This is a genomic window from Enterobacter sp. DSM 30060 (assembly GCF_013375955.1).
In the GTDB taxonomy this organism is placed as follows: domain Bacteria; phylum Pseudomonadota; class Gammaproteobacteria; order Enterobacterales; family Enterobacteriaceae; genus Enterobacter; species Enterobacter intestinihominis.
This window is the reverse complement of the sequence record NZ_CP056118.1, coordinates 2,160,944-2,180,642: the sequence shown is the minus strand read 5'-3', so window position 1 is coordinate 2,180,642 and position 19,699 is coordinate 2,160,944. Positions and strand designations below refer to the sequence as shown.

Below are 19,699 nucleotides of genomic sequence, written 5' to 3'. Positions count from 1 at the left end.
GGCCGCGCTGCGGCCCGTTTCATTAATGACCAATCACATGGCGTGATATAGTGAAGACTTTCGTGATGAGGAGGCCGACTTGTGAACACGCCTGATGCTGTTGTTGTACTGTGTACCGCCCCTGATGAAGCTTCTGCCCAGGATCTCGCCGCCAAAGTGCTGGCCGAAAAACTGGCTGCCTGCGTCACGCTACTTCCCGGCGCCACCTCCCTTTATTACTGGGAAGGCAAGCTGGAGCAAGAGTACGAAGTCCAGATGTTGCTCAAAACCAATCTGACCAACCAGCAGGCGCTCCTCGACTGCCTCAAGTCTCATCATCCTTACCAAACCCCGGAGCTGCTGGTGCTGCCAGTGGTCCACGGCGATAACGATTATCTCTCATGGCTCAACGCTTCTTTACGCTGATCCTGCTGCTGTGCAGCACGTCAGTTTTTGCCGGGTTGTTTGACGCGCCCGGCCGTTCGAACTTTATTCCTGCCGACCAGGCATTCGTTTTCGACTTTCAGCAAAACCAGCACGATCTCAGCCTCACCTGGCAGGTGAAAGAGGGTTATTACCTCTATCGCAAGCAGGTCAGCATCACGCCGGCAAAGGCTGACGTCGGCGCATTGCAGATGCCCGCTGGCGAATGGCACGAGGACGAGTTCTACGGTAAAAGTGAAATTTATCGCCAGCGCTTAAGCGTGCCCGTCACGGTGAATCAGGCGGATAAAGGCGCTACCCTGACGGTGACGTATCAGGGCTGCGCCGATGCGGGCTTCTGCTATCCCCCTGAAACAAAGGTCGTTCCGCTTAGCGAAGTGAAAGCGGCGGCCTCCCCTCTCCCCTCAGGGGAAATGGCCAGTGTGAGGGGTGAAGGCGAAGCCGCTTCAGACCTTCCGTTCTCAGCGCTTTGGGCGTTATTGATTGGTATCGGCATCGCCTTTACGCCCTGCGTACTGCCTATGTACCCGCTTATCTCTGGCATCGTGCTGGGCGGTAAGCAACGCCTTTCCACCGCCCGTGCGCTGTTGCTGGCCTTTATCTATGTGCAGGGCATGGCGTTAACCTATACGGCGCTCGGCCTCGTGGTCGCCGCTGCCGGGTTGCAGTTCCAGGCCGCCCTTCAGCACCCTTATGTGCTTATCGGACTGTCAGCAGTGTTTATTCTGCTGGCGCTGTCGATGTTTGGCCTGTTCACCCTGCAACTGCCCTCTTCCCTGCAAACCCGTCTGACGTTAATGAGCAACCGTCAGCAGGGGGGCTCTGCGGGCGGCGTGTTCGCCATGGGTGCCATCGCCGGGCTGATTTGCTCCCCCTGCACCACCGCGCCGCTGAGCGCCATCCTGTTATACATTGCCCAGAGCGGCAACCTTTGGCTCGGCGGCGGCACGCTGTACCTTTACGCGCTCGGCATGGGTCTGCCGCTGATCCTTGTGACGGTATTTGGCAATCGTCTGCTGCCGAAGAGCGGCCCGTGGATGGAGACAGTGAAAACCGCGTTTGGTTTTGTCATTCTGGCGCTACCGGTCTTCCTGCTGGAACGCATCATCGGTGATGTGTGGGGTACGCGTCTGTGGGCTATGCTCGGCGTGGCCTTCTTCAGCTGGGCATTTATCGTGAGTCTGGGTGCGAAGAAACCGTGGATGCGCCTGCTACAGATCCTTCTGCTGGCGGCCGCGCTGGTGAGCGTCCGTCCGCTACAGGACTGGGCGTTTGGCACCCCGACAGATCAGACGCAGGCTCATTTGAATTTTATACAGATTAAAAACGTGGACGATCTTAACCGCGCCCTGGTGCAGGCGAAAGGCAAACCGGTCATGCTCGATCTCTATGCCGACTGGTGCGTGGCCTGCAAAGAGTTTGAAAAATACACCTTCAGCGATCCGCAGGTACAACATGCGCTGAGCGATACCGTTCTGCTCCAGGCGAACGTTACCGCCAACAGCGCGCAGGATAAGGCTCTGCTGAAGCAACTTAACGTGCTCGGGCTGCCTACCATCCTGTTCTTCAATGAACAGGGGGAAGAACAGCTGACGCAGCGTGTAACCGGGTTTATGGACGCGACGGCATTCAACGCGCATTTGCGCAATCGCCAACCGTAAACAACACTTTAGACGGGACAAACCGTTGGGAATAGCGGAGGAGATAACCGTGCAACGCGAAGACGTACTGGGACAAGCCCTGCAATTACTTGAGATTCAAGGGATCGCCAGCACCACGCTTGAGATGGTAGCCGACCGTATCGATTACCCTCTGGATGAACTTAAGCGCTTCTGGCCGGATAAAGAGGCGCTGCTGTATGATGCCCTGCGCTATCTCAGCCAGCAGGTGGATATCTGGCGCAGGCAACTGATGCTGAATGAAGAGCTGACCACCGAGCAAAAGCTGCTGGCACGCTATACCGCACTGACGGAGTGTGTCACCAACAACCGTTACCCAGGCTGTCTGTTTATCGCCGCCTGCACCTACTTCCCCGATCCCGGACACCCCATCCATCAACTGGCAGATCAGCAAAAACGAGCCGCGCACGAGTTCACACACGAGCTGCTGACCACACTTGAAGTGGATGATCCGGCAATGGTCGCGAAGCAGATGGAGCTGGTGCTGGAAGGTTGCCTGAGCCGCATGCTGGTGAACCGTAGCCAGGCGGATGTGGATACGGCGCACCGTCTGGCGGAAGATATTTTGCGGTTTGCGCAGTGTCGTATGGGTGGTGCACTGACCTAAGCCAGCATTCCCGTCCAGGCGGAAATAAACAAACACAGCGCCATTGCACGTTGAAATCGCACCATCGCCACGGTGGTGCGGAAAATCCGGTTCACCGCCTTCCCCAGCCACGCCCAGCACAACAAACAGACCACTGAGATCGCCAGAAACCATAGCGCCATCAGCGAAATATCCCGTAATGCATGGTCGCTTGCCGGAGCAAACAGGCTGACGACGGCCAGCGCCATCATCCAGGTTTTTGGGTTTACAACCTGTAATAACGCCGCTGCCCGCGCGGTAAATCGGACATGACGCCTGGAGGAGAGATTCGCGGCCGGGGCGCTAAACAGCTGCCAGCTCATCCAGGAAAGCCACAGCACACCCGCCCAGCTCATCACCTGACGTATCAGCGGATACTGGCGTAACACTTCTCCTGCCCCAGCGCCTGATACCAGAACAATAGCGCTGGCGGCAATACACCCACCCAGGATCGCAGGAACCGTATTTTTTACGCCAAAGTGCTGACTGTTAGCCAGTACCAAAATATTGGTTGGCCCCGGCGTAATCGAGGCGACAAATGCAAACAGCAGGAAGGGTATTAAATTCACAGGTGGCTCCTTTTAGTAGAGCCATGAATGTGCCGTTATTTTCTGGAAACGTCTGGAAGGTTTGTGCACAACCGACGGTAGTGTGCCGGAGAAATACGGTACGCCCGCTGGAACCAGCGACCAAGATGGCTTTGATCGGCAAAACCTACTGCCGTCGCCACATCAACAGGCAGTTCCCCATACGCCAGCATCTGTCGGGCCTTTGCCAGGCGCAGCTGGATAAGCCAGGCGTGCGGCGCAAGGTGAAATTCGCGCTTAAAGCAGCGGGTGAGCGTAAAGCGATCCGTCCCCGTCTCCCGCGCAAGGTCTGACAGCCCCACGTTCTCGCCGATATGCGCATAGAGATAGTCGCGGGCACGATGCGCCACAGCGGAGCTTTGTAACTGCGACGGGAGTTTCTTCCGCCAGTGGCAGTGGGCTGTAATCTTAGTGAGCAGGTTATCCATTGTGCTCTGTTGTACGATCTTCATCTCATCGTTATGCAGCGAGGCAAATGTATCACCGATAGCGCGCACCAGCTGAGGCTCTCGCGTCAGCGTTTGGGCAAAGTGGAGGGTGTAACTCCCGGGAGTAGAGTCATACAGCCCTTGAAGCGTACGGGTGAGCCAGTGTTCATCCAGATAAAAGGTCAGATAAGTAAAGCCACCCTCTACCGGTGCATCACCGTCATGTATTTCACCAGGCTCAAGTAAAAAAGCATCGCCCGGCTGGCTACGGTGGCGTTCGCGGCGACAGTGGAACTGCTGCGTACCGGAAAGGGTTATTCCGACCAGATAGCTATCATGCCAGTGGGGATCAAAGGCGTGTCCTTCGAAATGCGCCTTAATTGTCTCAATACCTGTTTCTGCATGCTGACGCAGCTCAAGCCAGTCTTTTGCCATACTGCCCTCCTCTTACCGTCAGCATTGTCACATCTTGCCTGAACTGTCTGGAAGATTTGTGCATTTTCAACGCACAAACGGACAGATTGCCGCAAACTTAAGCAGTTGAACAGCTTTTCCCGAAATAATGTTGACGATCGCGCGCGATTGCGGTTTAATGCGCTCCGTTGCCCGGATAGCTCAGTCGGTAGAGCAGGGGATTGAAAATCCCCGTGTCCTTGGTTCGATTCCGAGTCCGGGCACCACTAATTTTGCATCAAAGCACGCTGGTTAAGAGATGAGAACCTTAACGGGCGGTTAATACAGGGGCCGGTCATTACGGAATGTCCTCCGGTGTAGGCGTATCTGCACTGGTTAACGTTTCTGAATCAGTCCCTCAAGTCAGGGAGCCTGTGTCCGCAGGCTCCCTGTTCTCGATCACTGGCAATAATCCCAGTCAATCAGTTTTGTGTCAATAGTTGTAATTCCCTTTCTACACAGAGATCTGTGTGCAGCGACAATTCTTCTTCCAGTGTTTTTCCCACAATGTCCATATTGAGTTCCACATATTCCATTGTTGTGCTTACGCTACGATGACCCAGTAAATCTTTAACCAACTGAAGATTCCTTTCCGGTGCTTTCATCAGTTCTGTAGCCAGGGTATGTCTGAAACGGTGCGGCGAAACGGCAAAACCACATTCCTTTGACAGACGGCGAAAAAAGGAGCGGATCTTTTGATGCATCACTGTCACATCATTCCTATCAAATTTTGCCTTTTTCCCGGCAATGTAAAAACTGACATCGAAGAGGTTATCTTTTGGCCCGGCTCCAGCCTCCGTTGCCCGTGTAAGAAGAAGCTGTAGCCGCAAACGCAGCTGCTTAACAACGGGAACGCGCCATTCCCTGTGCGTTTTACTCCCCTCAAGGCGCAGATCTATATAACCTTCTGTCAGATTGACGTCCCTGAGCTGAATATGCAGCAGTTGATTTTGCCTCATTCCCGTATATCTGAGCGTATCCAGGACGGTTATCCAGAACCAGGCCGGGTAAAGCGCACTCCGACCGCCACGTGCGAAAATTTTCCGGTTGGATTCAATTTCAGCCTGCTGCATTATCAGATAAAGGCGGGTTAGCTGAGAGCGGTTTAAAGTCCGCTTTTTCTTTCTGTCCCGCTGTACAGTGCAATTGTTAAAAGGGTTTTTGCCCGCAGGCAATAAACCACTTTCCATAGCATAGTTATAGAGGGCCCTGAGATGTGCAATTTTATTGTTCCAGGTCTGCGCCGATTGTTGCTTTTCTCTGAGTACATGTCGCCGCCATCTGAGTACTTCATGATGTGTAACCATTGATGGGGTTATGTCTGCCCCCGTAAATTTCAGGAATCCCTTTACAACCTTTGCGTAGCTCCATTCTGTTGCAGCTCGCAGGTTTCGGGCGAAGAAGTACTCCTCAAGCAATTCTTCCCATGTCGTATAATGGTTTTTGTCAGACATACAGCATTTCCTTTTTCTAAATCAAGCTGCCCTTAAGGGCCCTCATGGACTGCCCCTCCTTCACAGGAAAGACAGAAGCCCGCTGTCTTCAGGGGAAGACGCCCCTCTGAAAAGGTGTGTAGTCTTGACAAGATATCCACTTACAGGTTTAAACGTGCCTTCTTTGCCAGGCGAGTGGTACAGTTTTGCTTTAATAAAACGCTCTCCCCTGCGCACCCTGTGAATATGCAGCTTCTCAAATTCAATTTGTATGGAATCCCTGCTTAGCTCTGCTCCGCTTTCTCTGATGTAAAGATAAAATATGTCCGGAACCCTGAGAAAGATGAACCCTGCAACTGCATGCGCCCTCGAATCAGGCTGATTAATATCAATTCGCTTGCTCTTAAGTCCTTCAGAAAGCCACCTGACAAATTCAGTGCCAGTCTGTTTTTTTATCACTGTTTTTTGTGCGTCAATGTTAATGCTGTGTAAAGGGATGTTATCCTCTACAGCGCGTTCAGGGAAAGAGTCTTCTGCTACTGTCTGATTTATCTCAGGCTTATCAGCTTCGGGACTTAGTTCATTAAGGGGGGAAAATTCTGGCACACTTTCTGCTCTCGTACTGATTGAAGGCTCTTCATCACATGCTTCAGTCCCGGTCATATCAGGCTCTGCAATTGCACTGAACAGACTTAGCAGCATCTCTGTATCAGCCTTCTCTGTTTCGTTTGGATCACATTCCGTAATCTCGCCTGCCTTTTCATTGCTGACGAGATTGCTGTCATCAGCCATCGGCACCGGTGCAATAGAAGATGCGAGTTGAATACCCTGCAAATCTGGAACTTCTGGCGATGCAGTTTTAAGTTTTGCTTCTACTGACGGTTCTGATTCAATCTCTTGATCAGACGGCGTTTGCGTAACTGAAAGGGCCGGCTCTATGAGGGTGTTAACTTTCTCATTTGCCCCGGATACCTCCAGCGAAGGCGATTCCACCTTTTCAGCAGCTTGCTTCATTAAGCTTCTAATAAGTGGCATCGCCGGATGCTGGTTCCATAAGGCCCCGGTAAGATTGCCCAGAGCTTCGGGATTTTCTGCCAGCCATCCTGTCGCCTCTGCTGGCACAAGTTGTCCTGCTGCCAGCGCTGCAAAAGCTGAGGAGTTGTCAGCTTCCCGGAAGCGAAATCGATAAGGTGAGTCCGGAACGGTTATTCCCGGAAGCCAGCTTTTACCATCAAGCAGCTCACCCTCCAGAGACGCCAGGAGCGGCAAATGCCAGAACAGTGCAGACCAGAAAATGACTGCATTCCACATCACGTTTTGCTCTGCCTGCTCTTCTGGCGCAGCTCCGGGTGGAAACATGTATCCTTTGGCCAGTCTGACCGCACAGGTTGTGAACTGCAGCGTAAGGTCCCCGAAGCCGTCTGACTGCGACCACCTTCCCTGCTGTGTTGCCGGCACATTCTGTACCCTGGCCAGTAAGCCATGCAGTGGCGTTATATAAAACCGGTGATAAACATCCGCCGGAAGTGAGCTGTTTTCCCATATTTGTTGCAGGCAGGTTTTTCTCAACGGACTACAGCACAGCGTATCGACCGTACGCGGAGTGTGGTAGCCGGCAGGTGTGACAGCGGATACATGATGTGCTGGTTCCGGTTCACCTTTTGAAAACAGAAACCTAAGGGTCCTGATTCTGTCGCGCATGATTTTCTCCTGGTATAGGGCTGCCCAGTGTTGTGACACTCCCCGCGCTTCACCATAAAAAAACAGTTACTCACTCTCAGAAGTTTTTCCCGTTTCTTCGTGCCTGTCGGCGCTCTCTCCATTTCCGGACGGTACGGTTTCGTGCGTCGTCTCGCGGTTTTTCCCGCCTTCATCGCTCAGCCAGCGCATCAGTTCGTTAAGCACAAGCGTTCTTCTGGCCCGGGTGACAGCCACGTACAGCAGGTTAGTCTCATCCTGCCGCTCATCCTGCGAAAGAAGCGGGTCGGTAATGTCAGTAAAATCCTCACTCAGCATTACCACCGGCCATTCCAGCCCTTTGCTGCGGTGTGCGGTTGAAACCGTGACCTGAGCGTCTTTCTCATGGGTTACCACCTGACGGCGCATGATGGCCAGCTTTTGCGGTAGTGGGAAAAAGTCATCGAGAAGACGAATGGCCTGGTTCATCTCCACGTCCTGTGTGGCTTTTGCTATTGAGCAGTATTCATCAAAATCCCGGTAGTCCCGGCTGAGGCGCGGGGACTGCATCTTTTCAGGCATATCGGCGGAGAACCAGTACAGGTTTTCCAGCTCCTCTGTTTTGTAGCCTTCAATCCCCCCGACCCAGAAGACATTTTTCTCCATAAGGCTCGCCGTCAGGGCACTGCCGATCACGCCGGATACCGTCCGGCTCAGTACAGCAATATGCTCAGCCCCTGCCGGAAGGCTGCTGACGACAGCATCCTGCCCCCCGTTACCTGTCACGCGCTTTTCCTCTCCGGCACGTTCAAGCAGGATGTTGGCCATCCGCGCGACCTCAGGGCCAAACCGAAAACTCGCTGTCAGCCACAACCGGTCTGCCTGCACCAGCTGCGGGGCACTCAGTGCATTATCTGCCCCCCGAAACCGGTATATCTGCTGGTAACGGTCGCCGACCAGAATGACCCGGCAGGGCTGATTCAGTACAAATGCACTGGTCACCGGATTGGCGTCCTGTGCCTCGTCGAAGAGGATGGTGTCCCAGCGTTTTGACAGGTCAGGATGAGAGAGCTGGAACAGTTTAAGGTAGGTGTCGTGCGTGACGGGAAAGACTGAATCAGTACGGCTCATTTCATACCAGAGGATTTGTATTGCCCCCAGAATTTTACCGGCATCGAGACCGTGGCGATCATCCTCAGACGGCAGATGTATCAGCCCCGGCTCGGGGTCAGCACTGCAGAGGAACATGTTCAGCCCGCTGAGCGCCAGCCGCGCCAGCGCCCAGTGGCGGGTATTGAGCTTTCTGGCCACATCCGTAATGCGCAGACTGGCTGTCAGCCGGTCACGGAAATGTTTGCCGAAACGGGCCCATGCAAGCTGATGCGACGTTTTACACTCTACGTTATAGGGGAATTTGCGTTCAGCCTCATCCCGCACAGCGCGATTATAGGCGAGGTAAAGCATTTTACTTTCCGGGTTGGCTTCAGCGTAACTCACTAAAGTGGAGGTTTTACCTGTACCGGCAAAGGCATTCACCACGAGATGATTGCCCTTCCACTCGATGATGGCGTTTTGTTCGGCTGTTGTTTTCCAGGTCACTGTGTTCTCCCGCAGCAGCAGATGTAAAAAAACAGCCTGACAGCGGGAAGCGTGCACTTCGAGAAAAAACCAGATCCCTTTTTTCAAAGATAAAAAACGCCCCCGAGCGGGAGCGTAAAAATGATGATCTTATTTTTTTATACTACGTATACATGACAAGTTAGCAACATCCACAAACTTGCGCTGACGTTAACAATAATCGCTATCAATTATCTTAATTGGTCTTTCATTCACGGTAATGACTCCAACTTACTGATAGTGTTTTATGTTCAGATAATGCCCGATGACCTTGCCATGCAGCTCCACCGATTTTGAGAACGACAGTGACTTCCGTCCCAGCCTTGCCAGATGTTGTCTCAGATTCAGGTTATGTCGCTCAATGCGCTGAGTGTAACGCTTGCTGATAACGTGCAGCTTTCCCTTCAGGCGGGATTCATACAGCGGCCAGCCATCCGTCATCCATACCACGACCTCAAAGGCCGACAGCAGGCTCAGAAGACGCTCCAGTGTGGCCAGAGTGCGTTCACCGAAGACGTGCGCCACAACCGTCCTCCGTATCCTGTCATACGCGTAAAACAGCCAGCGCTGACGTGATTTAGCACCGACGTAGCCCCACTGTTCGTCCATTTCAGCGCAGACAATCACATCACTGCCCGGTTGTATGCGCGAGGTTACCGACTGCGGCCTGAGTTTTTTAAGTGACGTAAAACCGTGTTGAGGCCAACGCCCATAATGCGTGCACTGGCGCGACATCCGACGCCATTCATGGCCATATCAATGATTTTCTGGTGCGTACCGGGCTGAGAGGCGGTGTAAGTGAACTGTAGTTGCCATGTTTTACGGCAATGAGAGCAGAGATAGCGCTGATGTCCGGCAGTGCTTTTGCCGTTACGCACCACGCCTTCAGTAGCGGAGCAGGAAGGACATCTGATGGAAATGGAAGCCACGCAAGCACCTTAAAATCACCATCATACACTAAATCAGTAAGTTGGCAGCATTACCAAACTCCGGGCGCAACTAAAATGCACCGAAGAAGAACGGTATATCCTGAAAAAGGGCGCGCGGTACTTTGCAAGGGAGCCCGACTGAAGTACCGCTTTATCAATGAGCACCGAACTGTATGGGGTGTGATGACGATGTGTCGGGTACTGAATGTCGCCCGGGCCGGGTTCTATGCGTGGCTGCATGACCCTGCCTCGGCGCGTGATAAAGATAGCCAGCGTCTGCTGACGCTTATCCGTGACTCCTATTCACTGAGCGGAGGCGTATACGGTTACCGCCGGGTTCATGGCGACCTGAACGAAATCGGGGAAATCTGCGGTAAAAACCGGGTGGGCCGTATTATGCAATTGAACCGGATTAAAGCCGTGCGCGGCTATAAAGCTCCGCGTCGTATCGCTGGCCGACCTTTAGTGGTTGCGCCTAATCGTGTGCAGCGGCAGTTTACCGTTGTCCGGGCCAATCACCGATATTACTTATATCCGCACCTGGCAGGGCTGGCTGTGTCTGGCGGTGGTTATCGATCTCTTCGCCCGTAATGTGGTCGGCTGGTCGATGAACCCCACTCTCTCACGCGAACTGGCGCTCGACGCGCTGATGATGGCGGTCTGGCGCCGAAACCCAGACGGCGAGGTCATCGTACATCGCGATCAAGGTAGTCAGTACGGCAGTAACGACTGGCAGAGCTGCTGCCGGGCCAATAACCTTGCACCGAGCATGAGCCGGCGTGGCAACTGCCATGATAATGCGGTGGCCGAATCGTTCTTCAGTTCACTGAAAAAAGAACGCATCAGGAAGAGAATATACAAAACTCGGGATCTGGCCCGGCCGGATATCTTCAATTACATTGAAGTGTTCTACAACCGGGCCCGTCGCCACAGTCACCTCGGCGGCGCCAGTCCGGAGGCCTTCGAACAGGCCTCATCGTGAGGACAGAATTTGTCTACGGGCGTGGGGGCAGTCCAAAATACGCTGATCCCGCCACCCGAGTTCTTCCATGAAGCAGATGACCTTCGCCGACGCCGAGTATGCCGGCAAGGGCAAGCAGACCCGCAAGGAACTGTTCCTGATCGAGATGGATCAGGTGGTGCCGTGAAAAGGGCTGATTGCCCTGATCGAACCACATTATCCGAAAGGCGAAGGTGGTCGCCCGGCGTATCCCTTGATGGCGATGCTGCGTATCCATCTGATGCAGAACTGGTTCGGCTACAGCGATCCGGCCATGGAAGAAGCGCTGTACGAGACGACCATCCTACGTCAGTTCGCCGGGCTGAGCCTGGAGCGTATTCCTGACGAAACTACCATCCTCAACTTCCGTCGTCTGCTGGAGAAACATGAGCTGGCAGCCGGCATCCTCTGTGTGATCAATGGCTACCTGGGGGATCGCGGTCTGTCGCTGCGCCAGGGCACTATCGCCGATGCCACGCTGATCCACGCGCCCAGTTCAACCAAGAACCAGGACGGCAAGCGCGACCCGGAAATGCACCAGACCAAGAAGGGGAACCAGTATTACTTTGGCATGAAGGCGCACATCGGCGTTGATGATGAATCGGGGCTGGTACACAGCGTGGTGGGCACGGCAGCCACCGTGGCGGATGTCACCCAGGTCGACAAACTGCTGCACGGCGACGAGAACGTCGTCTGCGCCGATGACGGCTACACAGGCGTCGAAAAGCGCTCCGAGCATGCCGACCGAGAAGTGATCTGGCAGGTCGCAGCACGCCGCAGCACCTACAAGATGCTCGATAAACGCAGCGCCCTGTACAAAGCCAAGCGCAAGATCGAGAAGGCCAAGGCGCAAGTGCGAGCGAAGGTAGAGCCCCCGTTTCGCGTGATCAAGCGGCAGTTCGGCTACACCAAGGTACGTTTCCGAGGGCTGGTGAGGAACACTGCACAACTGGTGACGCTGTTTGCCCTGTCGAACCTATGGATGGCCCGCCGACATTTGCTGGCAAGCGCAGGAGAGGTGCGCCTGTAATGCGGAAAATGGCCGTCGCAAGGTGCTCGCGACGGCTGAAAGCACCGAAATGAGCGGGTGATCCGATCGTTTTTGATCGGTTCACCGCTTTCAAAATCAGCAGTGGCTGAAGTCAGCCGGAAATACAGGGCTACTTCAGACCATCCCTAGCTAGGGCTCGTAGTTCGGCGCAAGGCTGAAGTCGCTTGGCTGCTTCGCTGTGCAGATCCATGACCCACTTTCCATCAAACTCCCGGTTGTAGTTCCACAAGCATCTCGCGAGTCTTGCCGGCCCGCTCCACTAACAAGACCACAACATCTCCAACGTTCTTGTCGTCTAGCCGGGCCTGTAATGTGGTGACGTCGTCGACGGCGATACCGTCGATGCTGATAACGCGATCGCCGGGCACGATGCCGCCTGCGGTGACCTCGACGCCGACGAGCCCGGCCCTGTGCGCCGCCGAGCCCGGCGTCACGCGCAATACGAATACGCCCTTACTGCCGGTCAGCGCCTGCAGACGCGCGTTGAGCTGCTCATCCACCTCGATGCCCAGCGCCGGACGGATGTACTTGCCGGTCTTTATGAGTTGCGGCACCACGCGCATGACGGTATCGACCGGCACCGCAAAGCCTATGCCGGCCGAGGCGCCAGACGGACTGTAGATGGCGGTATTGATTCCGATCAGCCGCCCAGCCGAATCGAGCAGCGGGCCACCGGAATTGCCGGGGTTGATGGCGGCGTCGGTCTGGATCAGGTGATCGATGGCCGGGCCGCCCGCTTCTCCCGGCAACGAGCGGTCGAGCGCGGAGACGATACCAGTGGTGAGCGTCCAGTCCAGGCCGAAGGGGTTGCCGATAGCGAACACCTTCTGACCCACCTTGAGGTCGGCACTGGTGCCGACCGGCACGGCCGGCGGGCGCTTGAAACCGACGCCGATCTTGAGCACGGCGATGTCGTGCGCGGGGCTCGTCCCCACCAGCGCGGCCTGGTAGTCGCGGCCGTCGGCCAGTTTGACGGTGGCTTCGGACGCGCCCTGGATGACGTGGAAGTTGGTGACGACGTGGCCGGCGTCGTCCCAGATGAAGCCCGAGCCAGTGCCGCGCGGCACGGAGAACACGTTGCGCGTCCAGACATCGCGTACTAATTGCGCGGTGGTGATGTAGACCACCGAGGCGCGCGATTTTTCGAACAGTTCGATGGTGGTTTTCTCGTCCGCCGCCAGATCGCCACGCGCCATCACGGTGCGTTCTGCTGCCTCGCGCGGACTGAACCATGCCTCGATGGCGGGCAGAAATTGCCACAGCAGCATGAGCGCGGCAATGCAGGCGGTGATGAAGAGCCCGCGCCGGACGAAGCGGTCCGGCGCGGGGCGTTGGTACGGGTCGAGATAGGCCATGAGACGTCTCCTGTTGATGGGCAATCAGCGCCACAGCCCGCTCGGGCGCCAGCGCGGTGGGCGCGTCGCCAAAGCGGATTCCGGCAAAAAATGGGGCGCGCGGAGTGGCAACGCTGATGCTGGCCCAGGCGCCAACGTCAGCAGGCGTGCGATGCGCTCTTGCGTTGCCGGACGCGTGCGCAAGCAGGAGGGCTCGGGATTGCCCCATCCCGGCCATAGCCAGGCACGCCAGGAGCGGCTGACCCGCTCGATTTTCGCCAGCGCGGACGCCAGCCCCTGCGGGTCGCCAGTCAGTTCCGCCGCAAGGCGGTCAGCGTCGAACTCACGCACGCGAGACAAGCCGAGCTGTGCGAGCAGGGCCAGCTGGGGCGATGCGGCCAATAACAATAGACCAGGCCAATAGACCTCCGCCGCGCCAACCAGCTGCGCGGGCAGGCTGAGCAGGATCGCGATCTGTCCCATCAGGGCCAGTAGGCTCGTGAGGCGACTGTCGGAATCCGCCAGCCCCATGACACGCAGATCCTCATTAGCGATGTGCGCGACCTCGTGCACGAGCACACCCGCCAGCTCGCGTGGGCTCAGGCTGCGCAGCAGGCAGGCCATCGGTGAGGGCGATCGATGCCTCCTGCTTCGATCCGGTGGCGAAGGCGTTGACGACGGCACTGGGCACATAGTGCGGCACCGGCGTGGCGGGCAAACCGGCACGGGCGGGCAGCTCGCGCAACAGGGCCCACATCTTGTGGGCTTCTTGCGGGTGCAAGGCCCGTACGCGGTACAGGCGCAAGCTCAGCGCCGACGCGGCTACCGGTTCCAGCAGCAACGCACCTGCAACGGCAAACAGCGCTAGCCACAGGCAGCCTTCCCCAAACGGCAGTCTCCCTGCTGCGGCTGCGATCCCGACCATGGTCAGGACCAACAGCCCGGTCTGCAGGCGGTTGAGCCAGCGGTGTTGCAAGAGCGCCGTGCGCGGATCACTGGGATGATGACGGGTCATGCTCAGAGGTCTCGGCGGCGCGGTCGCCGCGCTTGCGCAGCAGCCAGTAGGTCGCACCCAGAGCCAGCGTGGCGCTTGCCAGCGCGGCTATCTTTGCGGGGCTCGCGTCGGAGTCGAGGATCACGAACTTGCGGGAGAGTGCGATCAGCGCGATCAGGACCACCGTCTTGACCTGGATGATGCTGTCCCGACGCAGCGCCACGCGCACGATGGAATGCTTGAACTCCATCGCGATCAAGAGCGTCATGATCATGCCGAACACGCTCTGGAATACCTCGTGGTCCAGGGGATTGAAGGCATCTAGAACCAGCAGCGTGAAGACGATGGAGATGAGCTGGAACAGCGACACCACGATGATGACGGCGATCACCGCCGACAGCACGAGCGCGACGACCTGCTCGAAGCGCTCGTAAAAACTCATGATGGCCAATTGGTCACGTAAGACCTGAAATGGGTTAAGGCGTGTTGATTTCATGACGATGAACTCCCTGGAAAACGGCTGCTGTCGAGACGGCGGCGCATTGCGCTGATGTGTCCTTCAATCAGCTCGGTCGACATGCCAAGCGTCGACATCACCTGTTCCGCCAGCCCAATAGCTGCGGCAAAGGATTGCTGATACACGCGCACGTTGGGCATGGCGCGAAATGCATCGGCCGCGGTCGTACTTCTGCATGACACCCACAAGGTCAGCGCCGGACGGCGCTCGGCAATCGCCTGGGCGATGCGCAACGCTTGCTGGGCATGGGCGAACGTCAGCACCACCAAGTGCGCATGCGTCAAGCCGGCAGCCAGCAAGGTATCGGGCCGACTGGCATCGCCATGGAACACCGGCGCGCCGGCGGCACGCGCGGCCTCGACCTTCTGCGCGTCCGCCTCCAGCAGCAGATGCGCCACGCCGGCGTGGCGAAGAATCTCGCTGACTGTCAGGCCAAGCTCGCCCGCGCCGCAAACGATGACATGGTCTCGATATCGCGTCGTCTGCGCGGCGATCTCGACTTCTTCAGCCTGGGGTGGCTGAATGACGCCGCCGGTGCGGCTCAAGAACCGGGCAAGTACATCGTGATGGCGGATCAGTAGCGGTGCCAGGGCCATGCTGAGCACCAGCGCGACCAGCATGGGTTGGACGACGGTCGCGGGGATCAGATGCTGCTGCAAGACCGTGCCCAACAACAGCAGGGCGAACTCGCCGCCGTGCCCCAACGCTATGCCCGTGCGCCAGGCATCGAGGGCGGACAGGCGCGTCGCCCGCAAGGCCAGCGTATTGAGCAGGATCTTGACCGGTACCAGCACCACCAGCCACGCCAGCACCGCCAGCGGTGCCGAAAGAATCTGTGCTGCGTCCAGTTGCAGGCCGATGGTCACGAAGAACACGCCCGACAACACATCGCGAAACGGCCTGAGGTGGCTTTCCATGTGGTGCCGGAAGTCGCTCTCGCCCAGCACCATCCCGGCGAGGAAGGCCCCCAGGGCGGCGGATACGCCGACCGCGTGCGCAGCGGCGGCGGCAGCCACCACCACGCACAAGGAGACGAGCACGAACGATTCCTCGTGGCCCCGCCGCGCCACCCAGCCCAGCAGGCCATGCAACAGACGGCGCGAGGCGAGGGCCGCTGCCGCGAACAGCAGCAGCACACCGAATACTTCGAGCAGCACATGCTCGATCTTCGGCGACTCGCCGCGCGCCCAGATCGCCAGCAAGGCCAGCAGGGGCACGCTGGCCAGGTCCTGAAAGACCAGCACGGCGATGGCACTGCGTCCGTGGCGGGTGGTGAGCTCGCCTTGGTCGGCCAGTTGTCGGCTGACCAGCGCCGTGGACGACATGGCCGCCGCAGTGCCGAGCAGCGCGGCGCTCTGGCCGGGCTGCCCCAGCCACATCAATAGCAGGATCAGCGGCGGGGCCACGGCGATCATCTGCAGAGCGCCCGCCATCAGCACCGTCCTGCGGGCGAGCCAGAAGTCTCCGAGGGAGAATTCCAGTCCGACCATGAACAACAGCAGCGCCACGCCCAGCTCGGACAGAAAGCTCAGCGTCTCCCCCGGCGCGATCACGCCGATGACTGAGGGGCCCAGTACAACGCCGACAGAGAGATACCCCAGCAAGGCGGGCACTCTGAACGCCGCCGTCGCCATCGCCGCCAGGCTGCAAGCTGCCAGCAGGATTAGTGTAGTGCCGAGCAAGCCCTGCATCGGTCAGCGTCCCACTTGCGTCGACGTCCAGCGCACGATGTCCTGCGCGCCCATCACGCCGGCCTGACGGGCGATCTCCCGCCCACCCTGGAACAGGGCAAGCGTCGGGATGCTGCGGATACCGAACTGCGTGGCCAGGTGGGGCTCAGCCTCGGTATTCACCTTCGCCAGCCGGATCCTCGGTTCGAGCTGGTGCGCCGCTTGCTGGAACTGTGGCGCCATCATCTTGCACGGCCCGCACCATGGCGCCCAGAAATCGACCAGCAGCGGCAGATCGCTGCGCTCCACGTGGCGCGAGAACGTCGCCGTGGTCAACTCGATGGGCTCGCCCGTGAACAAGGGCTGCTGGCAGCGGCCACAGTTGGGATGTTCCGATAGCTTCGCAGTCGGTACGCGGTTGATGGACTGGCAATGCGGGCAGACAAGGTGAAGATCATTCTTCATGGTTCGCCTCCTTGGACCACAGTGAGGCTGCCTCGTTTCGGGTCACAGACAATGCCGACCAATCAACGCCTTGGAGCCAATCGTTCCCGTTTTTGCTTACTCCGGCCTCTTCCAGATGAGCAGCGATGAATGCTTCGGCCTGCATGAGCCACCTTCGGACAGCATCTTCCTTACTAGGAATCAGCAGGATTTCAGAGACGCTGCTGGCATTCAGCCCGTCCACACGGATAAGCAGAAAAATGCGCCGCCACAAACGCGGCATGTCCTTCAGCAGGTCAAATGCAAAAGCGAACTCGCTCGACCGATCAATCAGCTCCTCCTGTTCCGCGATCGTTGCGACATCGGGATGCTGACTGCCAGCGAAAATATCGGCCAGCTTGAGTGTGTCATCGTGCTGATAAAATTCGAAGATTTCCTCTTCCACCATGGCCTCGGCCACGTCTTGGGCATCCGGTTCGACCGGCGCGTCCAGAGAAACGGATTCGCCAAATTGCCGGCTGCTTGCCACTTCGTTATCCAGGACGGCGAACAGATGCTTCAAAAGACCGGTGTAAGCCTCTTTTTCCCCCGGCACGGATTGCCATTCCACCTTAGCTCGGACAATCGCTTCATCCACCACGTCGCGCAGCGTCGGATAATCGCGCGGTAAATCGCCGACGGCCCGCAGATAAGCCAGCTCACGCCTTGCGACAGCCTCAAGTTTCGACAGTAGAGGCATTCGGGTCACCTCGGCCTCATGGGCGGCTGATGCGGGTTTTGCGGCAATCCGCACCTTGAGCTCGCGCAAGCGCTCGCGTCGTGCTTTGCGCTTGATTTGATCCTGAGCATGCAGTCGGTCAAAATGCTTCTTGGCCTGACGGAACAACGACTGTGCGAGCATCTGCGCGAGGGGCGTCAGCTCGTTATGTGATGCAGTAACGCTGACAATCTTTTTGCCGGGCAGGTGCATATAGCCACTGGCCAGAAATTGCCGCTTGATCTTGTCGCGATCAAGGACGATTTGAAGTCGCGCTGAATCTTTAGTGTGTTTGTCGAGCAATGGCTTGAGGGCGTGCTCGATCACATTTCCCAAAGCTCTCTGCCAAGGTTCATGAAACTCTTTGTCGATAGCTCGATAGCTATATTGTATCTGCATGTATGACTCCTTCGATGTCATTTCTATGGAGGCATGAATCGAGGATGCTCATATCCATAGATTTTGGTTTGGCACGCTCTTACCCCAGGCGCGTTTTGCGAAGACTCCAACTCAAGAACAAAAGCGTGACGCCATAGACTGCCGCATGGAAACCCAACAGCCAGCCTGCGGCCACGAATGACTCGACCGGACGGGTAAAAAATATCCACAAGACGATAGCACCAAGGATAATCGAGAGCAGTCCACTGAGGGCAAGCCAGATTTCACCCTTGATTTCCCGACGCAGCCGAACGGCGGCGGATATCTCCAGCACACCGGTGAAAATCGCCCAGAAGCCCACGCTAGCCCATAAAAAAGAAGCCAAGACTATCGTGGCGACCCAAGGAGCAACCAGGACGACGACGCCCGTAAGTATGCCGACAATGCCGCTGAACAGCAGCCAGCCCCAGCGCTCTTTTTTCTGGATATGGCGCACCGCTGCAAACAAGTTGAACGCGCCATTGACCAAGGAAAATGCGCCGAACATGATGGTCATGGCCAACAGAGCCGATTGTGGCATCCAGAACGCGAGGGCTGCAAAAATCAATGCCAAGACACCGCGCAGCACAAAAAGCCACCAATTTTGGCTCAGCGAACACAGTGCTTTGGTGGGGTCATCCGCATTGGAATTGGCGATGGTGTCTGTGTTCATGCAATATCTCCTAAAGATCTATACAAAATAAAAAATCAAACACTCATGGGACAAGAGAGGGGGCGCTATGCGCCCCCTCTCCAGCGGTTTCAGAACAACTTGGACAGTTTTGCCTTGACTTCATCGAGCCAGCCTTTTCCGCAGCCTCCCCCTCCCGTCTTTTCCTTGATTTTCTTGAGTTCAGCGTACAGGGGCTCAAAGTCCTTCCTTTTTCCATAGCCCAGCAGTTCTGCCATTTCCAACTGCTGCCGGGCTTCGTTCAACAATGTCTCCAGGCGCTCATTGGATGCTTCGCTGCGCTGACCATCTTCTACCAGGGGCTCGGCGCGCTTCAGGAGCAGCTTCGCACGCAGGACGGGCAGCGGAAGCACGCTGCGCTCCTCGACCAGCGTGCTGAGCGCTGACTGCAGCGCGGCTTTGGCTTCTTCGATCTTGCCCTGATCGATCAGCGGCACGACTGCCTTCACGGCTGCGGGATAGGACGCCAAAGGGATGTTGGTGACCGTGATCACGATTTCACTGGCCAGCAAAGCCAGCACGTGGCGAGCCTGTTGCACCTCGCCATGTTTGAGGGCATCCAGCGCCTCGTCGGTCATCGCCTCAATGGTTTCCGTGTTGGCGAACAAGTCGTGCACGATGGTGCGCACATCAACGCCGGCCAGGGCGAGCGTGGGTTCGCGCGCGACGATCAGCTCCAGCTTTCCCGTCACTTCGGCCAGCGTTGCCAATGCGCGTGCAGTGTCCTTGCCGTCAAGTGCGGCCAGCGCTGATTTGGTCAGCGACAAGGCCGAGACTGCCTCATCGAGGACTTGTTTACGTTTGTCTGCCGCCTGCGAGTCCGTTTCTTTCTGAACCTCAGGCTGTACCTCCGTGACGACTTCAGGCTTGGACTCTGGACTGACAGGAAGGCTGCTTACCGCGGCCTGTTCGTTTATTCCTTCGTTCGTCGCATTGGGATTCGGTGTTTGCTCATTCATGGTGATATGCCTCG

General features: G+C 57.1%; 16 protein-coding genes, 1 tRNA gene and 3 pseudogenes. 6 read left to right on the top strand and 14 right to left on the bottom strand.

Annotation, left to right across the window (positions count from 1 at the left end):
- Positions 1 to 81 precede the first annotated feature (81 nt).
- Genes cutA through HWQ15_RS10360 form a run of 3 tightly spaced genes read left to right on the top strand, consistent with a single transcriptional unit; the run spans position 82 to position 2,709 of the window.
- Complete coding sequence (gene cutA, locus HWQ15_RS10370; RefSeq protein ID WP_003855908.1) at positions 82 to 405, top strand: divalent cation tolerance protein CutA; 324 nt, start codon at positions 82 to 84, stop codon at positions 403 to 405.
- A complete protein-coding gene (locus HWQ15_RS10365; RefSeq protein ID WP_045620950.1) occupies positions 381 to 2,084 on the top strand; it encodes a protein-disulfide reductase DsbD in 1,704 nt (567 codons plus the stop codon). Before cutA ends, HWQ15_RS10365 begins: the two co-directional genes overlap by 25 nt.
- Positions 2,085 to 2,133: 49 nt before the next feature.
- Entirely contained in the window at positions 2,134 to 2,709 is a 576-nt protein-coding gene (locus HWQ15_RS10360; RefSeq protein ID WP_022646797.1) for a transcriptional regulator, read from the top strand.
- Here HWQ15_RS10360 and HWQ15_RS10355 read toward each other — a convergent pair.
- Both HWQ15_RS10355 and HWQ15_RS10350 read right to left on the bottom strand, forming a co-directional pair.
- Complete coding sequence (locus HWQ15_RS10355; protein ID WP_063148794.1) at positions 2,706 to 3,296, bottom strand: LysE family translocator; 591 nt, start codon at positions 3,294 to 3,296, stop codon at positions 2,706 to 2,708. The two genes, HWQ15_RS10360 and HWQ15_RS10355, sit on opposite strands and share 4 nt — an antisense overlap.
- 35 nt (positions 3,297 to 3,331) lie before the next feature.
- Complete coding sequence (locus HWQ15_RS10350; protein WP_063148793.1) at positions 3,332 to 4,177, bottom strand: AraC family transcriptional regulator; 846 nt, start codon at positions 4,175 to 4,177, stop codon at positions 3,332 to 3,334.
- Between the two features lie 169 nt (positions 4,178 to 4,346).
- Here HWQ15_RS10350 and HWQ15_RS10345 point away from each other — a divergent pair.
- Positions 4,347 to 4,422 (top strand) — tRNA-Phe (locus tag HWQ15_RS10345).
- 195 nt (positions 4,423 to 4,617) lie between these two features.
- Here HWQ15_RS10345 and HWQ15_RS10340 read toward each other — a convergent pair.
- The 4 genes from HWQ15_RS10340 to HWQ15_RS10325 all read right to left on the bottom strand — a co-directional run bounded on the left by HWQ15_RS10340 (position 4,618) and on the right by HWQ15_RS10325 (position 9,851).
- On the bottom strand, positions 4,618 to 5,649 hold the full coding sequence (locus tag HWQ15_RS10340; protein ID WP_016807923.1) for a site-specific integrase: 1,032 nt from the start codon (positions 5,647 to 5,649) through the stop codon (positions 4,618 to 4,620).
- Between the two features lie 60 nt (positions 5,650 to 5,709).
- Complete coding sequence (locus HWQ15_RS10335) at positions 5,710 to 7,329, bottom strand: TraI domain-containing protein (protein ID WP_016807924.1); 1,620 nt, start codon at positions 7,327 to 7,329, stop codon at positions 5,710 to 5,712.
- Between the two features lie 66 nt (positions 7,330 to 7,395).
- Positions 7,396 to 8,904: a UvrD-helicase domain-containing protein gene (locus tag HWQ15_RS10330; protein WP_050149137.1), complete on the bottom strand. Its 1,509-nt coding sequence runs from the start codon at positions 8,902 to 8,904 to the stop codon at positions 7,396 to 7,398.
- Positions 8,905 to 9,153: 249 nt separating this feature from the next.
- A protein-coding gene (locus HWQ15_RS10325; RefSeq protein ID WP_223862015.1) for an IS1 family transposase occupies positions 9,154 to 9,851 on the bottom strand; the annotation gives its coding sequence in 2 pieces (ribosomal slippage) (positions 9,154 to 9,602 and positions 9,602 to 9,851; 699 coding nt in all).
- 49 nt (positions 9,852 to 9,900) lie between these two features.
- On the opposite strand from HWQ15_RS10325, the pseudogene HWQ15_RS10320 reads away from it, so the two are divergent.
- Together HWQ15_RS10320 and HWQ15_RS10315 are read left to right on the top strand one after the other, a co-directional pair.
- Positions 9,901 to 10,833 (top strand): annotated as a pseudogene (locus tag HWQ15_RS10320) (IS3 family transposase); the annotation flags it as partial.
- Between the two features lie 67 nt (positions 10,834 to 10,900).
- Positions 10,901 to 11,881, top strand: a pseudogene (locus HWQ15_RS10315) (IS5 family transposase).
- A 224-nt stretch (positions 11,882 to 12,105) separates the two neighbouring features.
- Here the strand turns inward: HWQ15_RS10315 and HWQ15_RS10310 are convergent.
- The 8 genes and pseudogenes from HWQ15_RS10310 to yfdX2 all read right to left on the bottom strand — a co-directional run bounded on the left by HWQ15_RS10310 (position 12,106) and on the right by yfdX2 (position 19,685).
- Positions 12,106 to 13,257, bottom strand: coding sequence for a S1C family serine protease (locus HWQ15_RS10310; RefSeq protein WP_003847784.1), 1,152 nt, complete (start codon positions 13,255 to 13,257; stop codon positions 12,106 to 12,108).
- Between the two features lie 24 nt (positions 13,258 to 13,281).
- Positions 13,282 to 14,251, bottom strand: a pseudogene (locus HWQ15_RS10305) (zinc metalloprotease HtpX).
- Complete coding sequence (psiE-GI, locus tag HWQ15_RS10300; RefSeq protein WP_016154556.1) at positions 14,229 to 14,726, bottom strand: heat resistance protein PsiE-GI; 498 nt, start codon at positions 14,724 to 14,726, stop codon at positions 14,229 to 14,231. The pseudogene HWQ15_RS10305 and the gene psiE-GI overlap by 23 nt, the downstream one beginning before the upstream one ends.
- On the bottom strand, positions 14,723 to 16,438 hold the full coding sequence (gene kefB-GI, locus HWQ15_RS10295) for a heat resistance system K+/H+ antiporter KefB-GI (protein ID WP_039185889.1): 1,716 nt from the start codon (positions 16,436 to 16,438) through the stop codon (positions 14,723 to 14,725). Before kefB-GI ends, psiE-GI begins: the two co-directional genes overlap by 4 nt.
- Positions 16,439 to 16,441: 3 nt before the next feature.
- Complete coding sequence (gene trx-GI, locus HWQ15_RS10290; protein WP_000786816.1) at positions 16,442 to 16,882, bottom strand: heat resistance system thioredoxin Trx-GI; 441 nt, start codon at positions 16,880 to 16,882, stop codon at positions 16,442 to 16,444.
- Positions 16,872 to 18,017, bottom strand: a complete 1,146-nt coding sequence (locus HWQ15_RS10285) for a hypothetical protein (RefSeq protein ID WP_047363777.1) — start codon at positions 18,015 to 18,017, stop codon at positions 16,872 to 16,874. Before HWQ15_RS10285 ends, trx-GI begins: the two co-directional genes overlap by 11 nt.
- Before the next feature lie 79 nt (positions 18,018 to 18,096).
- Positions 18,097 to 18,708 carry a heat resistance membrane protein HdeD-GI gene (hdeD-GI, locus tag HWQ15_RS10280; RefSeq protein WP_001090779.1) on the bottom strand — a complete coding sequence of 204 codons (612 nt, stop codon included), beginning with the start codon at positions 18,706 to 18,708 and terminating at the stop codon, positions 18,097 to 18,099.
- Between the two features lie 89 nt (positions 18,709 to 18,797).
- The gene (gene yfdX2 / locus HWQ15_RS10275; protein ID WP_016154558.1) at positions 18,798 to 19,685 is read right to left on the bottom strand and encodes a heat resistance protein YfdX2; all 888 of its coding nucleotides are present in this window, start codon (positions 19,683 to 19,685) and stop codon (positions 18,798 to 18,800) included.
- Positions 19,686 to 19,699: the final 14 nt, after the last annotated feature.